This window comes from Rhodococcus sp. 06-235-1A (assembly GCF_002258785.1).
Lineage (GTDB): Bacteria > Actinomycetota > Actinomycetes > Mycobacteriales > Mycobacteriaceae > Rhodococcoides.
In genome coordinates this window covers 420,033-439,596 of record NZ_NOYI01000012.1, presented here as the reverse complement: position 1 = coordinate 439,596, position 19,564 = coordinate 420,033, and the positions used below count along the sequence as shown (strand labels likewise).

At 64.7% G+C, this 19,564-nt stretch carries 20 protein-coding genes; 7 read left to right on the top strand and 13 right to left on the bottom strand.

Annotated elements, in window-relative coordinates; all coding sequences use genetic code 11:
* The first annotated feature begins 34 nt into the window (after positions 1-34).
* On the top strand, positions 35-1,564 hold the full coding sequence (locus CH275_RS12560; protein ID WP_094678472.1) for a GMC family oxidoreductase: 1,530 nt from the start codon (positions 35-37) through the stop codon (positions 1,562-1,564).
* A 232-nt stretch (positions 1,565-1,796) separates the two neighbouring features.
* Here CH275_RS12560 and CH275_RS12555 read toward each other — a convergent pair whose 3' ends face one another.
* Positions 1,797-2,573: an alpha/beta hydrolase gene (locus CH275_RS12555; RefSeq protein ID WP_094678470.1), complete on the bottom strand. Its 777-nt coding sequence runs from the start codon at positions 2,571-2,573 to the stop codon at positions 1,797-1,799.
* A 79-nt stretch (positions 2,574-2,652) separates the two neighbouring features.
* Between CH275_RS12555 and CH275_RS12550 the strand changes: the two genes are divergently transcribed.
* Positions 2,653-3,267 (top strand): TetR/AcrR family transcriptional regulator, encoded by a 615-nt coding sequence (locus CH275_RS12550; RefSeq protein ID WP_094678468.1) that lies wholly within the window; start codon positions 2,653-2,655, stop codon positions 3,265-3,267.
* A gap of 186 nt (positions 3,268-3,453) precedes the next feature.
* Here CH275_RS12550 and CH275_RS12545 read toward each other — a convergent pair whose 3' ends face one another.
* From CH275_RS12545 to CH275_RS12495, 11 genes are all read right to left on the bottom strand, one after another.
* Positions 3,454-4,359: a helix-turn-helix domain-containing protein gene (locus CH275_RS12545; protein WP_094678466.1), complete on the bottom strand. Its 906-nt coding sequence runs from the start codon at positions 4,357-4,359 to the stop codon at positions 3,454-3,456.
* A 1-nt stretch (position 4,360) separates the two neighbouring features.
* On the bottom strand, positions 4,361-5,668 hold the full coding sequence (gene paaK, locus CH275_RS12540; RefSeq protein ID WP_094678464.1) for a phenylacetate--CoA ligase PaaK: 1,308 nt from the start codon (positions 5,666-5,668) through the stop codon (positions 4,361-4,363).
* An 18-nt stretch (positions 5,669-5,686) separates the two neighbouring features.
* Positions 5,687-6,781, bottom strand: coding sequence for a 1,2-phenylacetyl-CoA epoxidase subunit PaaE (gene paaE / locus CH275_RS12535; RefSeq protein WP_094678462.1), 1,095 nt, complete (start codon positions 6,779-6,781; stop codon positions 5,687-5,689).
* Complete coding sequence (paaD, locus tag CH275_RS12530; protein WP_094678460.1) at positions 6,781-7,278, bottom strand: 1,2-phenylacetyl-CoA epoxidase subunit PaaD; 498 nt, start codon at positions 7,276-7,278, stop codon at positions 6,781-6,783. The genes paaE and paaD overlap by 1 nt, the downstream gene beginning before the upstream one ends.
* A gap of 5 nt (positions 7,279-7,283) precedes the next feature.
* Positions 7,284-8,201 (bottom strand): 1,2-phenylacetyl-CoA epoxidase subunit PaaC, encoded by a 918-nt coding sequence (gene paaC, locus CH275_RS12525; RefSeq protein WP_094678458.1) that lies wholly within the window; start codon positions 8,199-8,201, stop codon positions 7,284-7,286.
* 28 nt (positions 8,202-8,229) lie between these two features.
* Positions 8,230-8,607 carry a 1,2-phenylacetyl-CoA epoxidase subunit PaaB gene (paaB, locus tag CH275_RS12520; RefSeq protein WP_094678456.1) on the bottom strand — a complete coding sequence of 126 codons (378 nt, stop codon included), beginning with the start codon at positions 8,605-8,607 and terminating at the stop codon, positions 8,230-8,232.
* Positions 8,604-9,551: a 1,2-phenylacetyl-CoA epoxidase subunit PaaA gene (gene paaA / locus CH275_RS12515; RefSeq protein WP_094678754.1), complete on the bottom strand. Its 948-nt coding sequence runs from the start codon at positions 9,549-9,551 to the stop codon at positions 8,604-8,606. Before paaA ends, paaB begins: the two co-directional genes overlap by 4 nt.
* A gap of 153 nt (positions 9,552-9,704) precedes the next feature.
* Positions 9,705-10,475 (bottom strand): enoyl-CoA hydratase/isomerase family protein, encoded by a 771-nt coding sequence (locus tag CH275_RS12510; RefSeq protein ID WP_094678454.1) that lies wholly within the window; start codon positions 10,473-10,475, stop codon positions 9,705-9,707.
* Complete coding sequence (locus CH275_RS12505; protein WP_094678452.1) at positions 10,472-11,323, bottom strand: 3-hydroxyacyl-CoA dehydrogenase family protein; 852 nt, start codon at positions 11,321-11,323, stop codon at positions 10,472-10,474. Before CH275_RS12505 ends, CH275_RS12510 begins: the two co-directional genes overlap by 4 nt.
* Positions 11,320-12,042: an enoyl-CoA hydratase/isomerase family protein gene (locus CH275_RS12500; RefSeq protein WP_094678450.1), complete on the bottom strand. Its 723-nt coding sequence runs from the start codon at positions 12,040-12,042 to the stop codon at positions 11,320-11,322. The genes CH275_RS12505 and CH275_RS12500 overlap by 4 nt, the downstream gene beginning before the upstream one ends.
* Complete coding sequence (locus tag CH275_RS12495; protein ID WP_094678448.1) at positions 12,039-13,238, bottom strand: thiolase family protein; 1,200 nt, start codon at positions 13,236-13,238, stop codon at positions 12,039-12,041. The genes CH275_RS12500 and CH275_RS12495 overlap by 4 nt, the downstream gene beginning before the upstream one ends.
* A gap of 110 nt (positions 13,239-13,348) precedes the next feature.
* Here CH275_RS12495 and CH275_RS12490 point away from each other — a divergent pair, with 110 nt between their 5' ends.
* From CH275_RS12490 to CH275_RS12470, 5 genes are all read left to right on the top strand, one after another.
* Entirely contained in the window at positions 13,349-13,960 is a 612-nt protein-coding gene (locus CH275_RS12490; protein WP_094678446.1) for a TetR/AcrR family transcriptional regulator, read from the top strand.
* Positions 13,961-14,036: 76 nt separating this feature from the next.
* Positions 14,037-16,064 carry a phenylacetic acid degradation bifunctional protein PaaZ gene (paaZ, locus tag CH275_RS12485; protein WP_094678444.1) on the top strand — a complete coding sequence of 676 codons (2,028 nt, stop codon included), beginning with the start codon at positions 14,037-14,039 and terminating at the stop codon, positions 16,062-16,064.
* A complete protein-coding gene (locus CH275_RS12480; RefSeq protein ID WP_094678442.1) occupies positions 16,061-16,378 on the top strand; it encodes an EthD family reductase in 318 nt (105 codons plus the stop codon). Before paaZ ends, CH275_RS12480 begins: the two co-directional genes overlap by 4 nt.
* 23 nt (positions 16,379-16,401) lie before the next feature.
* Complete coding sequence (paaI, locus tag CH275_RS12475) at positions 16,402-16,770, top strand: hydroxyphenylacetyl-CoA thioesterase PaaI (RefSeq protein WP_094678752.1); 369 nt, start codon at positions 16,402-16,404, stop codon at positions 16,768-16,770.
* 29 nt (positions 16,771-16,799) lie between these two features.
* Positions 16,800-17,909 carry a helix-turn-helix domain-containing protein gene (locus tag CH275_RS12470; protein WP_094678440.1) on the top strand — a complete coding sequence of 370 codons (1,110 nt, stop codon included), beginning with the start codon at positions 16,800-16,802 and terminating at the stop codon, positions 17,907-17,909.
* Here CH275_RS12470 and CH275_RS12465 read toward each other — a convergent pair.
* A complete protein-coding gene (locus tag CH275_RS12465) occupies positions 17,893-19,302 on the bottom strand; it encodes an FAD-binding oxidoreductase (protein ID WP_094678750.1) in 1,410 nt (469 codons plus the stop codon). The two genes, CH275_RS12470 and CH275_RS12465, sit on opposite strands and share 17 nt — an antisense overlap.
* Positions 19,303-19,564 lie beyond the last annotated feature (262 nt).

Here is a 19,564-nt window from a genome sequence, read left to right as displayed (position 1 = left end):
TTGTGTCGACGGTCACAACAGAAAGAGGCAGCGCATGTCGACGGACTACATCGTGGTGGGAGCAGGATCAGCAGGAAGCGTCATCGCCAGGAGGCTTCTCGACGCAGGGCACACCGTGCATGTGATCGAGGCCGGGCCTGTGGACACCGACCCGGCGATCCACTCACCGCAGGGCTGGCCGACGCTGTTGGGTGGCTCGCAGGACTGGGGACTGTTCACCACCCCGCAGAAGCATGCCAACGATCGGCGAATCTTCTGGCCGCGCGGGCGCGTACTGGGAGGCAGCTCGTCGCTCAACGGAATGATCTACGTGCGAGGGCATTCCAGCGATTACGACGGATGGGCGTCGGCGACCGGTGATGCCGGGTGGGCCTGGGAGAACGTGCTGCCGCTGTTCAAGCGTTCGGAGTCGCACGAGCTCGGTGCCAACGAGTTCCACGGCGGCGACGGGCCACTGCCGGTGTCGATCATGGGCACCCCGCATCCCTTGGCGGCGGCGTTCGTCGACGCAGCAGTCGAGCACGGCCACAAGCTGATCGACGACTTCAACGCCGACGAGATGGTGGGTGCCGGCTACAACCACACCACCACCCGTGACGGCGAGCGAATGAGCGCGTGGAAGAGCTTCGTCGGCCCGGTGCTCGACAACCCAGACCTGACCGTCACCACCGGGGCGCTCGTGCACAAGGTGGTGCTCGAGGACGGCCGCGCGGTGGGAATCGAGTACAGCCTCGGCGGTTCCGAGCTGACGCGATCGTTCGCCGATCACGAGGTGATCCTGTGCGGTGGAGCTCTAGGATCACCGAAGACATTGATGCTCAGTGGAATCGGGCCGGCCGACCATCTCGGTGCACACGGGATCGACACCGTGGTCGACTTGCCAGGCGTCGGCGAGAACCTGCACGATCACCTGCTGCTGAGCAACATCTACGAGTCCCTCGAGCCGCTCGCCGCGGGCACCAACAACCTGCTCGAGGCGCAGCTGTACGCGCGCAGCACCGGATGGGCCGGCGCTGCTCCGGATTTGCAGCCGTTGTTCATGCACATTCCGTACCCCGCCGATGGATATCCGGTGCCCGAGAACGGCTACACGATCGCGCCGGGCATCGTGGCTCCCCGTTCGCGTGGCACGTTGCGGTTGGCGTCCTCGGACCCGGGTGAACTGCCACTGGCGGATCCCAACATCCTCGCCGATCCGTACGACCTCGAAGCCATGGTCGACGCGGTGGAGATCTGCCGCGAGATCGGAGCATCCGACGCGTTCGCGCCGTGGCGCAAAGCGGAAGTGGTTCCGGGACCGAGCGCGCGTACTCGTGACGACCTACGGGCCTACGTTCGACAGACCGCCGGCACGTACCACCACCAGGTCGGCACCTGCAAGATGGGAGCCGAATCGGATGTCAATGCTGTTGTCGGAGGAGACCTTCGGGTCCGCGGCGTCGAGGGCCTGCGGGTCGCTGACGCGTCGATCATGCCCACCGTGCCGTCGGGCAACACCAACGCGCCGTCGATCATGGTCGGTGAGCGGGCTTCGGATCTGATCCTCGGGAAAGTGAGGGGTTGACGCTCACCCGCTGAGTATCCTGCGGTGGTCTGCCGAACACCGATCACCGCATTCCACCCCGACGCCAACTGGTTCGCCCACGAACTGTTAGGAATTGCCGATGCCTGTATGCAAGGCCGAGAAGCTCCGGGCGCAGGAACGGTCTATCCTCTGAAACTCGTTCAGCGACAATCGACACTGAGCTCGCCGGTCCGCTCGGCCGACTCATGATCAGACGTAGGGAACTCCCTGATCATGGGTTCAGGGAGTTCTCTCGAAGCCAGTTGTCGACGTGGTGCATCGTGGGGGAGAGGAATTGTCCGAAGAACATCATGTGATCCGAGTGCGGGATTTCGATGTACTTCGCTGTCGGGTAACGGCGGGCAGTCGCCCTGGCAATCTTCCGATGGATGATGCGGTCGTTCTGTGCGCCGAGGACGAGTATTGGACCGGTGATCGCAGCGAAGTCGACGGTGGACGCATTCGACTTGTCGAGCCACGGCAGGGCCATCTCCCAATAGGCGCGTCCGGACTCGGTCTTGAGTTGTGCGTAGAACTCCTCCTGAAATTCGCGGGAGTGTTCGTTGGCCACTCCCTTCGCCCACCGGTCCCACGTCGGCATGAACGGCTTGGCCCAGGGTCGGGCCTGAAAGTAGTGGGAGGCCACAACTTTCACGGTACTGGGGTAGCCACCCCAGATGCCGGCTGCGGGTGCAGGCGCCCCGGCGATCACGCCCGCGTGCGGTACCCGGGCCGCAACCAACTGGGACAGCAGTCCGCCCATCGACAGGCCCGCGACAATCGGTGGACTGTCCAACGTTTCCACGAACTGCACCAGATCGTCGGTGTAGTCCCGCAGGCTCAGTGTTGCGATGTGTCGCGATCCCTCCATGAACGGTAGTTCGTGATGTCGAAGGGTAGGAGTGTGCACGACGAATCCGCGGGCTTCGAACGCCGCGCGAGCCTCGGTCCACGCGTCGCCGGTTCCCCAGGTGCCATGGATCAGTACGACGTGTTTGGGAGAGGTCATGCGAATCAGAGTATCAAAATCGACTGATTTGGATAATCGATCGATTCGGTAAAAGGGCACCGCTCGGTAGAGTGCACGAGTGACAACTGACAACGCGACGGACGTCGACGGTCGAACGGCGCGCTGGGCGGGGCGACGCCTCGAATTGCTCGCGTTGGCCCGCGAGTACGTACTCGATCAGGGCGTGTCCAACCTGACGCTGCGACCCGTGGCCGACGCGATGGGCGTCACGATCGCTACGGTGATCCGGCAGTTCGGGTCCAAAGATGCACTACTGCGAGCCATCGTCGAAGACATCAACACCGAGCTCGCAGTCGAACTACGGGCAGGCCGGGAACCGGACTCGCGGTCCGCCGAGGATCTCCTGAGGGCACTGTGGCGCAGGTGGTCCCACGATCCGCGCAAGCAGCGCGAGTTCGCGGTGTGCTTCGAGCTCTACGGGTTGGCCATCGCCAACCCGCAGCGTTACCGCTGGTTTCTCGATTCGGTAGTGACGCAATGGCTCGACATCATCGAGGTTCAACTCGATCAGGTGTCCATCGCACAGGCGGAGAAGCGAAAAGTGGCGACGTTGATACTGGCTCTGTTTCGAGGACTGCACTTGGACTTGATCGCAACGGGCAACAGGGAGAGAGTCGACGAAACGTTCGAGCTGGTCGTAGCGACCCTGCTGAACGTGGTCGGACCGCGGTAGACAGTCGAGACGGTGTACTGGAGAGCATCGGTCGCGTCGAGGAGCGGCGCACTGGCGACGGCAATGAACGACCCTGCGTCACGTCGAGGTTCCTCTACGACGCGGTAACCGCTGCCTTTCCGGGATCTCGAAGATCGGTCTTATCCCGTCGAGAGAGTCCGGGGTAGTGCGCAGGAGGCTGGCTGATCACCCGACGCGATACTCGCGCGGCGACACGCCGTACGTCTCCTTGAACAGCTTCGAGAAGTTCGAGGAATCGATCAAACCGTTACGCGCACAGATGGTTCCGATGCTGTCCGTCGCGAAGCGTGGATCCCGGAGTTCGCGGTGGCATCGGTCGAGTCGTCGTGATCTGATCCAGCCGGCCACCGTGCGGCCGTCGGACTCGAAGAGCTTCTGCAGGTAGCGCGTCGAAATATGCAGTCGTGCAGCGATGGATGCCGTGGACAGCGTGGGATCGGACAGGTGCGATTCGACGAGACTCTTGGCCTCGATCAGCAGTGTGGAACCCGGAGCTTCGTGCGGCGCTGCGTCGTCGAGAGCGGCGCAGAGCAAATCGAGGACGGCGTTCTCCAGCATCGGCGTCGTCGGCAGAGTTCCGTCGGCGGCGTTCCGGCGAAGATTGAACAGAAACGGCGACACCAACGCGCCCACGCCGTGATCACCCTCGATGCGCCGCGCGGCGACGGTCGTCAACTCACGGGAATCGATGCGGAGTGCGTCGCGTGGAAACATCACCACGAACATCTCGAAGTCCCCGACGAAGTGCAGATCGTACGGGACACTGGTGTCGTACACCGCGAAGTCGCCCGGATGGAGAACGGCCTCCCGGTCGTTCTGGACGATCGTGCCGCAGCCCGTCAGCTGCAGCCCCACCTTGATCAGGCCCGGATCCGACCGCCGGATGGTCGCGCGCGTACGGCTGACGTCGACCTCTCGGCCGGTCACCTCGCTCAGTTGCAAGGCCCCCAGCGTCGACGACACCAGCGTTCCCTCGAACGACGACGGCCCGGTGGACACAGCGTCGAGCGGCACGAACGCCGTTGAGACGTTCTCGCGCCACTGCTCGAAATCCTGTGCCACCGGGCTCATGTCATACGGCTGGTCGGTTGTCGATCAACCGGCGCGCTTTGCCGATGGAACGCTCGAGGGCGGCCGGTGCCACGACATCGACTCCGACGCTGACGCCGATGCGATCCTTGACGAGCTTCTTGAGCGTCGCCGCTGCTGGTGCATGCGAGTCGAGTGCGGCGTCGGGGCGGGCTTCGACGAGAACGGTCAACGAGTCCATGCGGCCTGCCCTCTCGAGCACGCACTGGAACTGCGGAGCCAGCGCGGGAACCGTCAGGATCAGCTCTTCGATCTGCGTCGGGAAGAGGTTGACGCCGCGCAGAATGATCATGTCGTCGGTGCGGCCGGTGACCTTCTGCATCCGACGCATCGTGCGGGCCGTGCCCGGCAGCAGACGCGTCAGATCGCGGGTGCGGTACCGGATGATCGGCATCGCTTCCTTGGACAGCGACGTGAACACCAACTCACCCTTCTCGCCGTCGGGCAGGACTTCACCGGTCACCGGGTCGATGACCTCCGGGTAGAAATGATCCTCCCAGATGTGGAGTCCGTCCTTGGTTTCGACGCATTCCATGGCGACGCCCGGGCCCATGACCTCGGACAGGCCGTAGATGTCGACGGCGTCCATGTCGAGGGTCTTCTCGATCTCCTTGCGCATCTCCTCGGTCCACGGCTCTGCGCCGAAGACACCGGTTTTCAACGAGGTCTTGGCCGGGTCGATGCCCTTCTTGACCATCGCGTCCACGATCGTGAGCATGTACGACGGCGTCACCATGATCGCGTCGGGCTCGAAGTCCTCGATGAGCTGAATCTGACGATCGGTCATGCCGCCGGACATCGGGATGACGGTGCAGCCCAGTCGTTCTGCACCGTAGTGCGCGCCGAGACCGCCGGTGAAAAGTCCGTACCCGTAGGCCACGTGCACCTTGTCGGACGGCTTCACCCCGCCTGCGCGAAGGCTACGGGCGATGAGGTCCGCCCAATTGCTGATGTCGTTCGCGGTGTAGCCGACGACGGTCGGTCGGCCGGTGGTGCCCGAGGACGCATGAATGCGCGAGACCTGGTTCTGCGGGACGGCGAACATGCCGAACGGGTAGTTCTCGCGCAGATCCTTCTTCGCGGTGAACGGGAACTTCGCCAGATCCGAGAGGTCCTTCAGATCGGTCGGGTGCACACCGGCGTCGTCGAAGGCCTTCTTGTAATGCGGAACGTTGTCGTAGGCGTGCTGCAGCGACCACTGCAGGCGCTCCAACTGGAGGGTGGAGATTCGATCCCGGGACGCGAATTCGATGTCGGGGGTGTCTGTGGGGGCGGACAGCACACTGGTCATGATTGCTCTCTCGTGGTCTCAGGCGTCGAAGTCGACGGTGACGGTGTCGCTGAGCGGGTAGGTCTGGCAGGTGAGCACGAAGCCGGCCTCGACTTCGTTGTCTTCCAATGCGTAGTTGCGCCGCATATCCGTCTCGCCGAACGTGATTTTGGCGCGGCAGGTGCCGCACACCCCGCCCTTGCACGCGAACGGAAGATCGGAGCGCAGTTGCTCGGCGGAGTCGAGAATCGACTCGTCCTGCGGCAGTGCACCTGTCACCTCACGGCCGTCGAGGATGATCGTGACTTCGCTGCTGGGTCCGGTGATGCCCGGTTCGCGGTGCTTCTCCTGCGGCGGGGGCACGTCGTCGACGTAGAACAGCTCGGCGTGGATGCTGGTCTTCGCCACACCGAGGTCTCCCAGAACCTGTTGGGCATCGGTGACCATCCCGAACGGGCCACACAACCAGAAATGATCGATATCCGGTGTGGCGACGACGGTGTCGAGTATCTCGCGCAGTCGTTCGGCGTCGAGTCTTCCGCTGAACAGTTCGACCTCGCGCGGCTCCCTGGACAGGACGTGGATGACGTCGAATCGACTGCCGTACTGGTCCTTCAGGTCTGCGATCTCCTCAGCGAACATCACCGTCCGTGTGCGGCGATTGCCGTACAGCAGAACAACTTCGGCTTCCGGATTGGTGAGAACGGAGGCGGCGATGGACAGCATCGGAGTGATACCGGAACCGGCGGCGATGAGGACGTGCCTGCCTGCTGTGGCGGGATCGGCGTGAAAGGTGCCGGTGGGGCCCTGAACGTCGATTCGATCGCCTGCCTTGACGTCGCGAACGAGCCACGAGGAGAACAACCCGTCGGAGACCTCGCGGACACCGACGCGGGGACGTGCACCGGCCGGGGCGCAGATGGAGTAGGAGCGGCGGTGCTCGACGCCGTCTATCGTGCGGCTGAGCATCAGCGACTGGCCCGGCTTGAAGTCGAACTCCTCACGCAGCTCCTCGGGCACGTCGAAGGTGACGGCTGCTGCGTCGTCGCAGAGCGATTCGACGTCGGCAACGGTCAGCGTGTGGAATGGCTTGTTGCGCAGGTTCTTCAGCTCCGGCTCGGCGGTGACAGTCATCAGATTTCCTTCACGTGGTCGAAGGGTTCGAGGCAGTCGTCGCACCGATACTGGGCTTTGCACAGGGTGGCACCGAATTCGGATGTGAGGCGGGTGTTCGCGGAACCGCACTGAGGGCAGTCGATTCGGCGTGGCTTCACGGTGAGGGTCAACGGGACCGGGCCGGATGTGCGAGCGGGAGCCGGTCCTGGTGTGGAGTAACCGGAATCGCGAAGCTTGCGCAGGCCCTCCTCGGAGATCCAGTCGGTACTCCACGCGGGGGAGAGGCTGGTGACGATCTCGACGTCCGCGTAACCGTGATCCTCGAGCTTGTGCACGATGTCGTCGCGCATCGTCGCCATGGCTGGGCATCCGGAATACGTCGGAGTGATCGTGACGAGCACGCTGCCGTTCTCGCGTACCTCGACGTCGCGCAGGACGCCGAGATCGTCGAGCGTGAGCAGTGGCATCTCGGGGTCCATGACGGTGGCCGCGATCTCGCGTGCCGAGAGTTCCATCGTTGTCACCAGACTCCCTCCGGATGCGCTCTCGCCACGACCTGCATCTCGGCGATCAGCGGCCCGAACGCCTCGGTGTGAATTCCGCGTCGACCACCGCGGCCGCCGATGGTGCCCACGGACTTGCCCTCGGGGGCATCCAGCTCTGCGGCGTGAAGTACCTGCGCCAGAACGGAATCGAACTCTTCGCGAACCTCGCGTGGGTCGACGGCGACACCGACCCCAGCCAGTGCGATCTCCTCGTCCGTGGGGTGAAACAGCTCGGAGACGTACGGCCAGATCCGCGTCACGGCGTCACGGACGCGTCGCTTCGATTCGTCCGTTCCGCAGCCCAGAGTGACGACCCAGCGGGCCGCGTAATCACGGTGATAGGTCAGCTCTTTGACGCCCTTGTTCGCAACCGCGGCGAGAACTGGATCGCGGGAATCCTGCAGGCGAGTGAAGACGGCCAGCCGCCACGTCGAGAACACGAGCAGGCGCACCTGAGTTTTGGCGAAATCACCGTTGTCGAGCTCGGTGAGTCGTACGTTGCGGAAGTCGGCGTCGTCGCGGAAGAACGCCAGCGCATCCTCGGCCGGTGCGGGGGAGGTATCCGAGATGAACGGCACCACCGTCGGATCGGCTTTTGCGGCGCGGGCCAGCAGTAGCCGGGCCTGGCCGAGGAGATCGAGGCCGACATTCGCCAGCGCCACTTCTTCTTCGAGTTCCGGTGCGCGGGTGCTCCACTCGGCGAGGCGCTGCGAGCTGATCAGCGCATCATCACCGAGCATGAGGCAGTATGCGGCAAGAGCTGTCAGGTCGACGTCGTCGGGAACGGTGGTATCGACTCCGGCGAGCGGATCGTCGAAACTCGTCCCGAATGCCCACTGCCCGTGCGAGTCCTCGTCGACGAGGCCCTCGTAGGCGCTGTCGTGATCGGTCATGAGTGCTTGTCCTCTTGAAGTATGGGTCTCACATGTGGGGGACGTTGTCGGGGATCTCGTAGAACGTCGGGTGGCGGTACACCTTGTCGCCACTCGGCGCGAAGAACGGATCCTTCTCCGACGGCGACGATGCGACGATCGAGTTGGACGGAACCACCCAGATGCTGACGCCTTCGTTGCGGCGGGTGTAAACGTCGCGAGCGTGACGTAGGGCCATGTGGTCGTCGGCAGCGTGGAGTGATCCGACGTGTACGTGGTTCAGGCCGCGCTTGCCGCGTAGGAACACCTCGTACAACGGCCAGTCGGCCTTGACCGCTTCTCTTTTCGGCTCGACCGGAACACCCTCGGTGGGTACTGCGCCGTGGCCGCCCTCTGCGGTGCTCGGGTACTTTTCTTGGCTCCTCATGATGCTGCGTTCCTTTCGGCAAATGCGGTCGCGGCCTCGCGGACCCAGGCTCCGCCGTCGTGGGCTGCTCGACGGTTCGCGATGCGCTCGACGTTGGAGGCTCCGTTGCCCTTGATGACCTGCATGAACTCGGACCAGTCGGGCTCGCCGAAGTCGTGCGACTTGCGCTCCTCGTTCCACTTCAGGTCCGGGTCGGGGAACGTGACGCCCAGGGCCTTCGCCTGCGGGATGGACATGTCCACGAAGCGTTGGCGCAGTTCGTCGTTGGTGTGGCGCTTGATGCCCCACTTCATGGACTGCTCGGTGTTGGGGGACTCGTCGTCCGGCGGGCCGAACATCATCAGTGCGGGCCACCACCAGCGGTTGACGGATTCCTGAACCATGGCGCGCTGTTCGTCGGTGCCGCGCATCATCGTCGCGAGCAACTCGTAGCCCTGGCGCTGGTGGAAGGATTCTTCCTTGCAGACGCGGATCATCGCGCGTGCGTACGGGCCGAAGCTGCTGCGGCACAAGGGAACCTGGTTGCAGATCGCTGCACCGTCGACGAGCCAGCCGATGGTGCCCACGTCGGCGTACGTCAGGGTGGGGTAGTTGAAGATCGACGAGTACTTCTGCTTGCCCTCGATGAGTTTGACCGTCAGGTCGGCGCGGTCTGCCCCGAGCGTCTCCGCGGCGGAGTACAGGTAGAGGCCGTGGCCGGCTTCGTCCTGGACCTTGGCCATCAGGATCGCTTTGCGGCGCAGTGACGGTGCGCGGGTGAGCCAGTTGCCCTCCGGCTGCATGCCGATGATCTCGGAGTGTGCGTGCTGGGCGATCTGGCGGATGAGCGACTTGCGGTAGCCGTCCGGCATCCAGTCGCGAGGCTCGACGCGCTGCTCACGGGCAACGGTGTCGTCGAACCCGTCCTGCAGCGTCTCGTCGGACAGGGTGTTTGACGTGGTCATCAGTCCTACTTTCATTACCGAATGATCGGTTGGTAACCAGTATGCATCGAAGTGACCCCTGGCACAAGAGCGGCTTCGCCGCAGGTGCGCGAAACCTCGTAGCAGGGGTCGAGTTTCTGTTCACATGGGTCGTTCCGCAGGCTCCACTCCCGCTCACATGCCGACGAAGGAGGCTCTCGTCTTGTTCAGGAAGGCATCGACGGCGGCTTTGTGGTCGGCGGTCTGTCCCAGAGCGGTCTGCGCCTGCGCCTCGCGGTCCAGGGCGTCGGAGAGTCCGGGCTTTCTGGTCAGCGATTTCACCTGTCGGTACGCCTGGGTGGGACCAGCTGCGAGCGTCGTGGCCAGCGTGCGGGCGGTCTCGAGAACGTCGGCGTCGTCGACGACGCGATGCACCAGGCCCCAGTCGAGTGCCTGTGCGGCGGTGACCCTGTCTCCGAGCAGCATCAGACCGGCGGCCCGGCTCGATCCCAGTGCCTCTACCAGTGAGTAGCTCAATCCTGAGTCACTGGCCAGGCCGATGCCGGTGAACGCAGTGGCGAACGACGACTTGGTGCCGGCAACCCGGATGTCTCCGGCCAGAGCGATTCCGAGACCCGCGCCGACGCACGCGCCGGGGATGGCCACGACGATCGGCACCTCGAGCGCTGCGAGCCCTCGGATGACCGGGTTGTAGTGCTCACCGACGGTGTCCATCGCCGTGGCCGGATCGGCCTCGAGCACGGTGACGTGCTCACCCAGATCCTGGCCGACGCAGAAGTTCTTGCCCTCTGCGGTGATGAGCACCGCGCGCACCTCGGGTGCAGCGGCGCTCTGGACGGCCTCCGCAAGCGCGACCTTCGTCGCGACGTCGAGCGCGTTGTGTGCCTCGGAACGCGCGAGGGTGATGGTCGCCAGGCCGTCGGTGATGTCGAACCGTACCGTCATGCGTTCGTCCAATCGTGAAAGCCGCGACCGGACTTGCGTCCGATGTCGCCGCGAGCAACCATGTCTCGCAACAACTGCGGGGGTGTGAACCTGTCGCCGAGGGTCGACGCCAGGTGTTCTGCGATCGCGAGCCGAACGTCCAAGCCGACGAGGTCGGTCGACCGCAGCGGACCCATCGGATGCTTGTAGCCGAGTTCCATTGCTCGATCGATGGATTCGGCGTCCGCGACGCCTTCCTCCAACATCCGAATGGCCTCGAGCCCCAGGCAGACGCCGAGACGCGACGTCGCAAAGCCGGGGGAGTCGTTGACGAGCACCTCGGTCTTGCCCAGGAGCGACACCCACTGCTGTACCCGCTCCACCACGTCGGCGGAGGTAGCGGGAGCGCGCACGATCTCGACGAGAGTCGACGCCGGAACCGGGTTGAAGAAGTGCATCCCGATGAAGCGGCTCGGATCGGACAGTGCCGCACCGAGTTCGGCGATGGAGATCGAGCTCGTGTTCGACGCGATGACGGTCTGGGGCCCGGCGATCTTGTCGACGAGAGCAAGCACCTCGACCTTGAGCGACGGGATCTCGGGAACGGCTTCGACGATCAGGTCGAGTTCGGCCGGGAGATCCGCGGGCCCGGCGACGGTGGAGACCTGGGCGAGAATCGCAGCGGGATCCTCGCTGAGTTTGCCGCGCTCGTGCGCCCGGTCGAGTCCGGTCGAGACTCGGCCGAGGGCTGCTTGTTGGTCGGCTGCTTCGGCGATGACGACGGTGGATCCGAGGGCTGCGAAGACCTGCGCGATCCCCGCGCCCATCCGGCCTCCGCCGACAACAGCTACTTTCACGGGAGCGGTCATTTTTTCTTCTCCAGAAATGCCGTCATCCGGCGTTGTTTGTCTTCGGTCTCGAACAGCACGGCCTGCGCGATGTCGTCGGCCCACGGGTGTGAACCGGGCGCATCGAGGATCTTCTTGGTGAGCTTCAGTGCTAAAGGTGCTTGCTTGGCAATGCGATCCGCGAGGGAATGCGCTGCGGCCAAGGGCTCGTCGACGACGTCCAGCACCAGGCCGGAGCGGAGTGCCACCTCTGCGTCGAGCGTCCGGCCACCGAGGAGTACCTGCTTCGCGACGGACACTCCCACCAGCGTCGGTAACCGGTAGGTGGCCCCGGCGGCAGCCATGATGCCCAGCCCCGGTTCGGGATTACCGAACACGGCAGTCGACGACGCGATCCGGATGTCGCAGGCGTAGGACAGCTCGGCCCCACCACCGAGGGCGTAGCCGCGGACCGCGGCGATCGTCGGCAACGGGAGTTCCGCGATGCGGTCGAACAGGTTTCGGTTGATGCCGCGCAATGCGTCGTCGCGGGTGCGGGCCCGCAGCTGGTTGATGTCGGCACCGCCGGCGAAGTGCTCGCCCGCGCCGGTCAGGATGACGATTCTCGGATCCTGCTCCACGAGCGCGCACACCTCGTGAAGCTCACCGATCATCTCGGAATCAATTGCGTTGCGTTGCTTCTCGCGACTCAGGGTGACGACAACGCGGTCCGTCAGTTCTTCGACGATGAGCGTGTTCACGGTGCCTCGATCAGCATCGATACACCCTGTCCGACGCCGACACACAGCGTCGCGAGCCCGCGGGACGCCTTCTCGCGTTCCATCCGGCCCAACAGCGTCAACAGAATTCGAGCACCTGACGAGCCGAGAGGGTGACCGAGGGCGATGGCCCCGCCGTCGGCATTGACGATGTTCTCATCGAGCTTCAGCTGGCGGATGACGCCGAGCGACTGCGCCGCGAAAGCCTCGTTGAGTTCGACGGCACCGAGGTCCTCGACCGACCAACCGGCGCGAGCGAGTGCCTTCTGTGTGGAGGGCACCGGCCCGAGCCCCATGATGTGCGGTGCGATACCGGCACTTGCGCTGGTGACGATGCGTCCGCGAACCTCGAGGCCGTACTTGTTCACGGCTTCCTCCGATGCCACCACCAATGCCGACGCACCGTCGGTGAACGGCGACGAGGTGCCTGCGGTGACGATGCCGTCCTTGCGAAACACGGTCTTCAGGGTGCCGAGCTTCTCCACAGTGGTTCCGCGCCGTGGTGTCTCGTCCTCGGTGACCTCGCCGTTCTTGGTCGTGACGGGCACGATCTCGTCGGCGAAGCGTCCGGCGTCCTGCGCGGCGATGGCACGCTGCTGACTGCGGTAGGCGAAGGCGTCGGACTCCTCGCGGGTGATGCCCTCGCTGAGCGCGACCTCCTCGGCGGTTTCGCCCATCGACAGGGTGATCTTGGGATCGATCCCCGCGTCGTGGGCTGCGAAGGTCGGATTGGTGAATCGCCAGCCTAGGGAGGTGTCGAAGATTTCGCCCGGCTTGGCCCACGCGGTTCCCGGCTTGGCCATGACCCAGGGCGCGCGGGTCATCGACTCGACGCCACCGGCGACGATGATGTCGGCCTCGCCGCTGCGAATGGTGCTCGCGGCGTTCGCCACTGCCGTCAGTCCGCTCGCGCACAGGCGATTGACGGTGTAACCCGGCACCGAGTGGGGGAGTCCTGCGAGCAGAACCGCCATTCTGGCCACATCGCGATTGTCCTCGCCCGCCTGGTTCGCGGCACCCAGAATCACCTCGTCGATCCGATCGACGGGCACACCGGCCCGGCGGACGGCCTCGGCGACCACGATCCCCGCCAGGTCGTCGGGACGCACCGAGGCAAGGGCTCCGCCATAGCGTCCGTGCGGGGCGCGTGCACCGGCAACGAGAAATACTTCGCCCACTTGGATCTCCTTCGTACGGTTGGGTCATTAATAACCGAACATTCGGTCGTTTGGCAAGGTCTGCTGCCCGTGGTGCTGTGTAATCGGCCTTCGACTGAGAAGATGTGGCAATGACAACCGCACGCGCGCCGCGCAAGACCGGACAGCCAGGACGGCCGGGATACGACCTGGATTCGCTGTTGGCCGTGGCGGTCAAGGTCTTCAACGACCGTGGATACGACGGCACCAGCATGGAAGTTCTGGCGAAGCGGCTCGGCATCACCAAGTCCTCGATCTACCACCATGTATCGGGCAAGTCCGAGTTGCTCGAACTCGCGCTGTCGCGGGCTCTCAACGCGCTGTTCGCGGTGACGACCGAGGATCGGGCCACGACCGGGCGGTACATCGACCGACTCGAATACCTGGTCCGCCGCAGCGTGGACATCCTGTGTGCGGAACTGCCCTACGTGACGCTGCTGCTGCGCGTTCGCGGCAACACCGACGTCGAGCGCCGGGCCCTCGCCCGTCGACGCGAATTCGATTCCTTCGTCACCGGGCTCGTGGTCGCCGCCGCCGAGGAGGGCGACCTGCGTCCGGGGGTGGATCCGGCACTGACGTCCAAGCTCGTGTTCGGCACGGTCAACTCGCTCATCGAGTGGTATCGCCCGCGCACCGGCGGATCGGTCGAGGAATTGGCCGACGCCGTCGTGGCCCTGACCTTCGACGGCCTGCGCCGCACGTAGCACGACAAGTCTTGACATCTCGGCGTCCGACGGCGATGGTAATTACCGACCGAACGTACGGTGAGATGGAGGCGTTGTGAGCAGACTTCTGGAAAGCTATGCCCAGGGCACGTGGTATTCCGCAACCGATGAGGGAGCGCCGCTGCTGAGCGCCGTCGACGGCAGCGAGATCGCTCGGGTGTCGTCCAGCGGTCTGGACGTCGCAGGCATGGTGGACTACGCCCGCACCGTCGGCGGCCCAGCGCTCGCTGCCCTGACGTTTCACGAACGTGCAGCCCTGCTCAAGCAGTTGGGCCTGACGCTGATGGCCGGCAAGGAGGAGTTCTACCAACTCTCCCGGCACACCGGAGCCACCACCCGCGATTCCGGCGTCGACATCGACGGCGGATTCGGCACCGTGCTGAGCTACGCGAGCAAGGCTCGACGCGAACTCCCCAACGAGACGGTCTACCTCGACGGCGCCATCGAGCAGCTCGGCAAGAAGGGCACCTTCCTCGGTCAGCACATCTACACCTCGCGCCGCGGTGTCGCCGTGCAGATCAATGCGTTCAACTTTCCAGTGTGGGGCTTCCTCGAGAAGCTGGCCCCCGCGTTCATCGCCGGTGTGCCGTCGATCGTCAAGCCCGCCAGTCAAACTGCGTACCTCACCGAGCTGGTGTTCCGACGGATCATCGAGTCGGGCTTGCTCCCCGAGGGTTCGGTGCAGCTGCTCTGCGGCAGTGCGCGCGGCGTGCTCGACCACCTCGGTGGTCAGGACTCGGTGGCGTTCACCGGATCGGCCGATACCGCTGCGACCCTGCGCTCGCATCCCAACGTCGTGGGCGAAGGACTGAACTTCACGGCCGAGGCGGATTCTCTCAATGCGTCGATATTGGCATCCGATGTGGCACAGGATGATCCAGAGTTCGACCTCTTCGTCAAGGATGTCTTCAACGAGATGACGTCCAAGGCCGGTCAGAAGTGCACGGCGATCCGCCGTGTACTGGTGCCGCAAGACTCGGTCGAGCCCGTCATCGAGGCGCTGAAGGCAAAGCTGGAGAAGGTCGTCGTCGGTGATCCGGCCGACGAGGGGGTCACCATGGGTGCACTCGCCAGTATCGATCAGCGCGACGAGGTCCTCAAATCCATTCGTGGACTGACCAAGTCCGCATCGGTGGTCTTCGGCGATCCGGACGCGGTGGATCAGCGAGCGGGGGCATTCATGGCACCGGTGCTGCTGAAGGCCGGCGACAAGACCGCACCCGAACCGCACGAGATCGAGGCGTTCGGGCCGGTATCGACCGTCATCGGCTACGACAACACTGCAGACCTGCTCGATCTCGTAGCCCGCGGAAAGGGCTCTTTGGTTGCATCTCTCGTGACCAAGGATTCTGCGATCGCGCGTGAGATCGTCCTGGGCAGTGCTCCGTACCACGGCCGCATCCTGGTGTTGAACTCCGAGGACGCGAAAGAATCGACCGGCCACGGGTCGCCCCTGCCGGTCTTGGTGCACGGCGGGCCGGGCCGAGCAGGCGGCGGTGAAGAACTCGGCGGTATCCGCGGCGTCCTGCACCACATGCAGCGCACAGCAATTCAGGGAACCCCGGACGTCCTGACGGCCATCGGCAACAAGTGGGTCGCCGGGGCGAAGCAGACGACCGGCGACGTCCACCCGTTCCGCAAGAATCTGGGCGAACTGAAACTGGGCGACACCATCATCGGTGGGCCCCGACAGGTCACGCGTGCTGACATCGATCATTTCGCGGAATTCACCGGCGACACGTTCTACGCGCACACCGATCCCGAAGCGGCAGCGGCCAATCCGTTGTTCGGCGGCATCGTCGCGCACGGCTACCTGGTGGTCTCGCTCGCCGCAGGGTTGTTCGTGGACCCGGCACCGGGCCCCGTCCTGGCCAACTTCGGTGTCGACAGCCTCCGCTTCCTGACGCCCGTCAAGGCCGAGGATTCCCTGACGGTGACGCTGACGGCGAAGCTCATCACACCCCGTCAGAGCGCCGACTACGGTGAGGTGCGTTGGGACGCAGTGGTCGTCAACCAGGACGGTGACCCGGTCGCGACCTACGACGTGCTCACTCTCGTCGCGAAGCCCGAGGCCGCGTCATGAGCGTGCGAGTAGCCGTCTGCTACGGAATGCCCGAGGATCCTGCCGCATTCGATCGTCATTACGCCGACGTGCACGTGCCCCTCGCGCGTGCTGTCCCCGGTCTGATCGACTTCACCTGGGGCACGCTCGACTCGCTCGACGATTCACCACCGCCGCATTACGCGATCGCCAGTCTGTACTTCGTGGACGAGGCATCGCTGAAGACCGGACTGGCCTCGCCCGAGATGAAGGCGGCAGGCAAGGATCTGCGCAACTTCGCGACCGGCGGAGTCACGATGTTCACCCAGAACGAGCGATCGGTGCTGCAGCCGTGACGGATTCGCCTATTGCACGCGAGATGTTCGAGGTCGATGACGCGTCTCGAAAGCTCGGCATCGAATTGATCGAGCTGTCACCCGGCCACGCGAGAATGTCGATGGTCGTCACCGAGGACATGGTCAACGGGTACGCCATCACCCACGGCGGCTACGTGTTCCTGTTGGCGGACACCACGTTCGCGATGGCCTGCAACTCCCACGAGGACTCGGCCGTCGCGGCCCGCTGTGACATCCGCTATCTCCGTCCGACGAAGGCCGGGGACGTGCTGGTTGCCGATGCCGTCGAACGTGCCCGGTTCGGCCGAAACGGCCTTTACGACGTGTCGGTGACGTGTCGAGACGAGCTGGTCGCCGAATTCCGAGGTGACAGTCGCACCGTGGCCAGGTAGTCGGATCTGCTCGGAAGTACGGTGAGTCGATGACCACTGCCGATCTGTCTGCCTTGGCCGACGCCACGGCGGCTGCTGTGGGCGGCGCGGTATCGGTGATGGACCCGGCCGGCTACGTCGTGGCCTACTCGTCGCTGCCCGGGCAACCGATCGACGACGTGCGGCGCGACGGAATTCTCGGCAAGCAGGTTCCGGCCGAGTACATGGCGCACCATACCGACGAGGAGTTCCGGCGCAGTTCCACTGTGCGGATCGTGGCCGTAGCCGGGGTGCTACCTCGCCTGGCCGTGCCTGTAACCAGTGGCGGCGAATATCTCGGTTCGATCTGGTGCATCGTCCCCACCGCGGCGGTGTCGCCGCCCGAGCCGGCCGCGATGGCCGCATTGCTACGAGCAGCCGCCGAAGCAATACCGCTGCTGAGTCAGTCACCGCAGGCTGTGGGCGTCGAAAAGCCCAGGGCACGTGAACTACTGACCGATCCAGCCGCCGTCACACCTGATGGGCAGCTGTACACAGTGCTGGCCACTCGGGTGCAGTCGGACCGGCCGGACGCCGCCGCGTCGCGACTGCGGGGGATGCTCGACCTGACCTTCGGGCAACAGCTCGACTCGGGTGCTGTCGTGATCGACGGCGCTGCCTTCCTCGTGCTGCGTTCCGAAATCCCCCTCACCGTAGACGAATTCGAGCACGTTCGACGCAGGGCTGTATCTGCCCTCGGAATTCCGGTGACGTTCGCGCTCGGTGGACCGGACGAGCGCCCGATGACTGCTCGAGTGCATGCGCAGTGGGCGCTCGACGCCTGCGAGGACGGTTCTCCGACCATCATGTTCGAGGAGGTCCGAGTCCACGCCACGCTGCGCAGGGCAGGGAAGGCTCTGTCGGAAGTGTCGTTGGCGTTGCCTGCCGTCGAACGGATGCTTTCCTGCGATGCTTCGGAAGGTACCGAGTACGCCGCGACGGTGTTGGCGTTGTTGGCGCACGAGTCCAACGTCGCCGCCGCAGCTGCATCGCTGTACCTGCACCCCAACACCTTCCGCTACCGACTCCGGCGTACCAAGGAGTTGTTCGGTCTCGATCTCGACGACGCGGACACCCGGTTGCTGGTGTGGATGTCGCTCCGGCTCAGGGCCGGGCGGTGAGGACCTTCCCGGGGTTGAGCAAGTAGTGCGGGTCCAGCAATTCCTTGATGCCGCGCTGCAGTTCTGCTGCGACCGGATCGAGTTCGGTCTCGAGTAGGTCCCGCTTGAGCAGACCCACCCCGTGCTCGCCGGTGATGGTTCCACCGAGTGAGAGGGCGAAGGCCGCGATCTCGTCGAACGCGCTGTGCGCCTTGGCCAACGATGAGGGGTCGAGGGGGTCGACGATGACCGTCGGATGGATATTCCCGTCACCGGCGTGGCCGACGACTCCGATGACGATACCCAGCCGGTCTGCCACCCGACCCACCTCGTCGATCATCGTGGCGAGTTGCGAAATGGGTACGGACACATCGTCGACCAACGGTGAACCGAGACGCTCGAGTGCCGGATACGCCAGTCGACGGGCCTGCACGAGCTGCTCCGATTCGACCTCGTCCTCGGCAACGGCCACATCGGTCGCACCGGCCGCGGTGCACAGTGCGGCGATAGCCTCGAGCTCCTGCACTGCACCGTCACCGATGTCGGATTGGGCGATCAGCACGGCCGCGGCGTCGGTGCCGAAGTCCATCCGGGCGTAGGCGTCGATAGCGGCGATGGTGGTGCGGTCCAACAACTCGAACAGGCTCGGGGTGATACCTGCCGCACGAATCCTCGACACTGCCTCTCCTGCAGCGACAGTGGACGGGAAGGTCGCGGCCATCGTCAGCGGAGTTGAACTGGGAAAGTCGAGGCCGACGGTGGCCTCGGTGATGATGCCGAGCGTTCCCTCGGAGCCGACGAACAGTTCGGCCAGAGAGAGCCCAGCCACGCCTTTGACGGTGCGTCGACCGACGAACGTCGCGCGGCCGTCGGCGAGTACGACGCGCAGCCCACGAACGAATCGTGCTGTGACCCCGTATTTGACGCAGCACAGGCCGCCGGCGTTGGTGGCGATGTTGCCGCCGATGGTCGACGCCTCCCAGCTGGATGGATCAGGCAGGTACGTCAATCCCTGCTGCACGGCAGCATCTTTCAACTCTTTGTTGGTGACACCGGGTTGCACGACGGCGGTGCGATTGACGACGTCCAACTCGACGATCTTGTTCATGCGCCGGGTATTGAGGGCGATGGCTCCGATGCTGGCGTTCGCTGCTCCGGCCAGGCCGGTCAATGCTCCCTGTGGCACAACAGGAACGCGGTGTGCCGACGCGATCTCCATGATGGCTTGCACGTCCGATTCTGTCGTCGGCAGTACCGCCACCAGTGGCAGGGCGGATTCGCACAGAGCTGCGGCGTCGTGCCGGTAACTGGCGAGAATGTCGGGGTCGGTCACCACCGCGTCGGCACCGAGGGCGCGCATCAGTTCGTCGATGACCGGCGAGGGGTGAACGAGAGTCGACGTAGGTGCGGCCATGAGTTCGAGTATGACCGGCGTCACTGCCCGCGTCTGCGTCGTTTCGGACGAAGCGAGAGCCCCCGGTCGGTAGTTTCCGACGAAGTGCGTCCATCGCCTTGTTATGTACGCGACCACCTTGACAAACTACGGTGGCGCCGGTCACAGTAATTACCGACCGAATGGACGGTGAGTTTTATCCGATTCTGCGCTTGCACGTAGTCGCCATCCTTCACCCATCGCAACCCGCCCCGCCCCACTCCGAACGGCCGCTCGATGCCCG

Excerpts from the sequence above, each read along its gene's own strand:
- CH275_RS12560 (WP_094678472.1), top strand. The coding sequence starts at position 35 with ATGTCGACGGACTACATCGTGGTGGGAGCAGGATCAGCAGGAAGCGTC.
- CH275_RS12555 (WP_094678470.1), bottom strand. The coding sequence starts at position 2,573 with ATGACCTCTCCCAAACACGTCGTACTGATCCATGGCACCTGGGGAACC.
- CH275_RS12545 (WP_094678466.1), bottom strand. The coding sequence starts at position 4,359 with ATGAGCCCGGTGGCACAGGATTTCGAGCAGTGGCGCGAGAACGTCTCA.
- paaK (WP_094678464.1), bottom strand. The coding sequence starts at position 5,668 with ATGACCAGTGTGCTGTCCGCCCCCACAGACACCCCCGACATCGAATTC.
- paaE (WP_094678462.1), bottom strand. The coding sequence starts at position 6,781 with ATGACTGTCACCGCCGAGCCGGAGCTGAAGAACCTGCGCAACAAGCCA.
- paaD (WP_094678460.1), bottom strand. The coding sequence starts at position 7,278 with ATGGAACTCTCGGCACGCGAGATCGCGGCCACCGTCATGGACCCCGAG.
- paaC (WP_094678458.1), bottom strand. The coding sequence starts at position 8,201 with ATGACCGATCACGACAGCGCCTACGAGGGCCTCGTCGACGAGGACTCG.
- paaB (WP_094678456.1), bottom strand. The coding sequence starts at position 8,607 with ATGAGGAGCCAAGAAAAGTACCCGAGCACCGCAGAGGGCGGCCACGGC.
- paaA (WP_094678754.1), bottom strand. The coding sequence starts at position 9,551 with ATGACCACGTCAAACACCCTGTCCGACGAGACGCTGCAGGACGGGTTC.
- CH275_RS12510 (WP_094678454.1), bottom strand. The coding sequence starts at position 10,475 with ATGACGGTACGGTTCGACATCACCGACGGCCTGGCGACCATCACCCTC.
- CH275_RS12505 (WP_094678452.1), bottom strand. The coding sequence starts at position 11,323 with ATGACCGCTCCCGTGAAAGTAGCTGTTGTCGGCGGAGGCCGGATGGGC.
- CH275_RS12490 (WP_094678446.1), top strand. The coding sequence starts at position 13,349 with ATGACAACCGCACGCGCGCCGCGCAAGACCGGACAGCCAGGACGGCCG.
- CH275_RS12480 (WP_094678442.1), top strand. The coding sequence starts at position 16,061 with ATGAGCGTGCGAGTAGCCGTCTGCTACGGAATGCCCGAGGATCCTGCC.
- paaI (WP_094678752.1), top strand. The coding sequence starts at position 16,402 with ATGTTCGAGGTCGATGACGCGTCTCGAAAGCTCGGCATCGAATTGATC.
- CH275_RS12470 (WP_094678440.1), top strand. The coding sequence starts at position 16,800 with ATGACCACTGCCGATCTGTCTGCCTTGGCCGACGCCACGGCGGCTGCT.
- CH275_RS12465 (WP_094678750.1), bottom strand. The coding sequence starts at position 19,302 with ATGGCCGCACCTACGTCGACTCTCGTTCACCCCTCGCCGGTCATCGAC.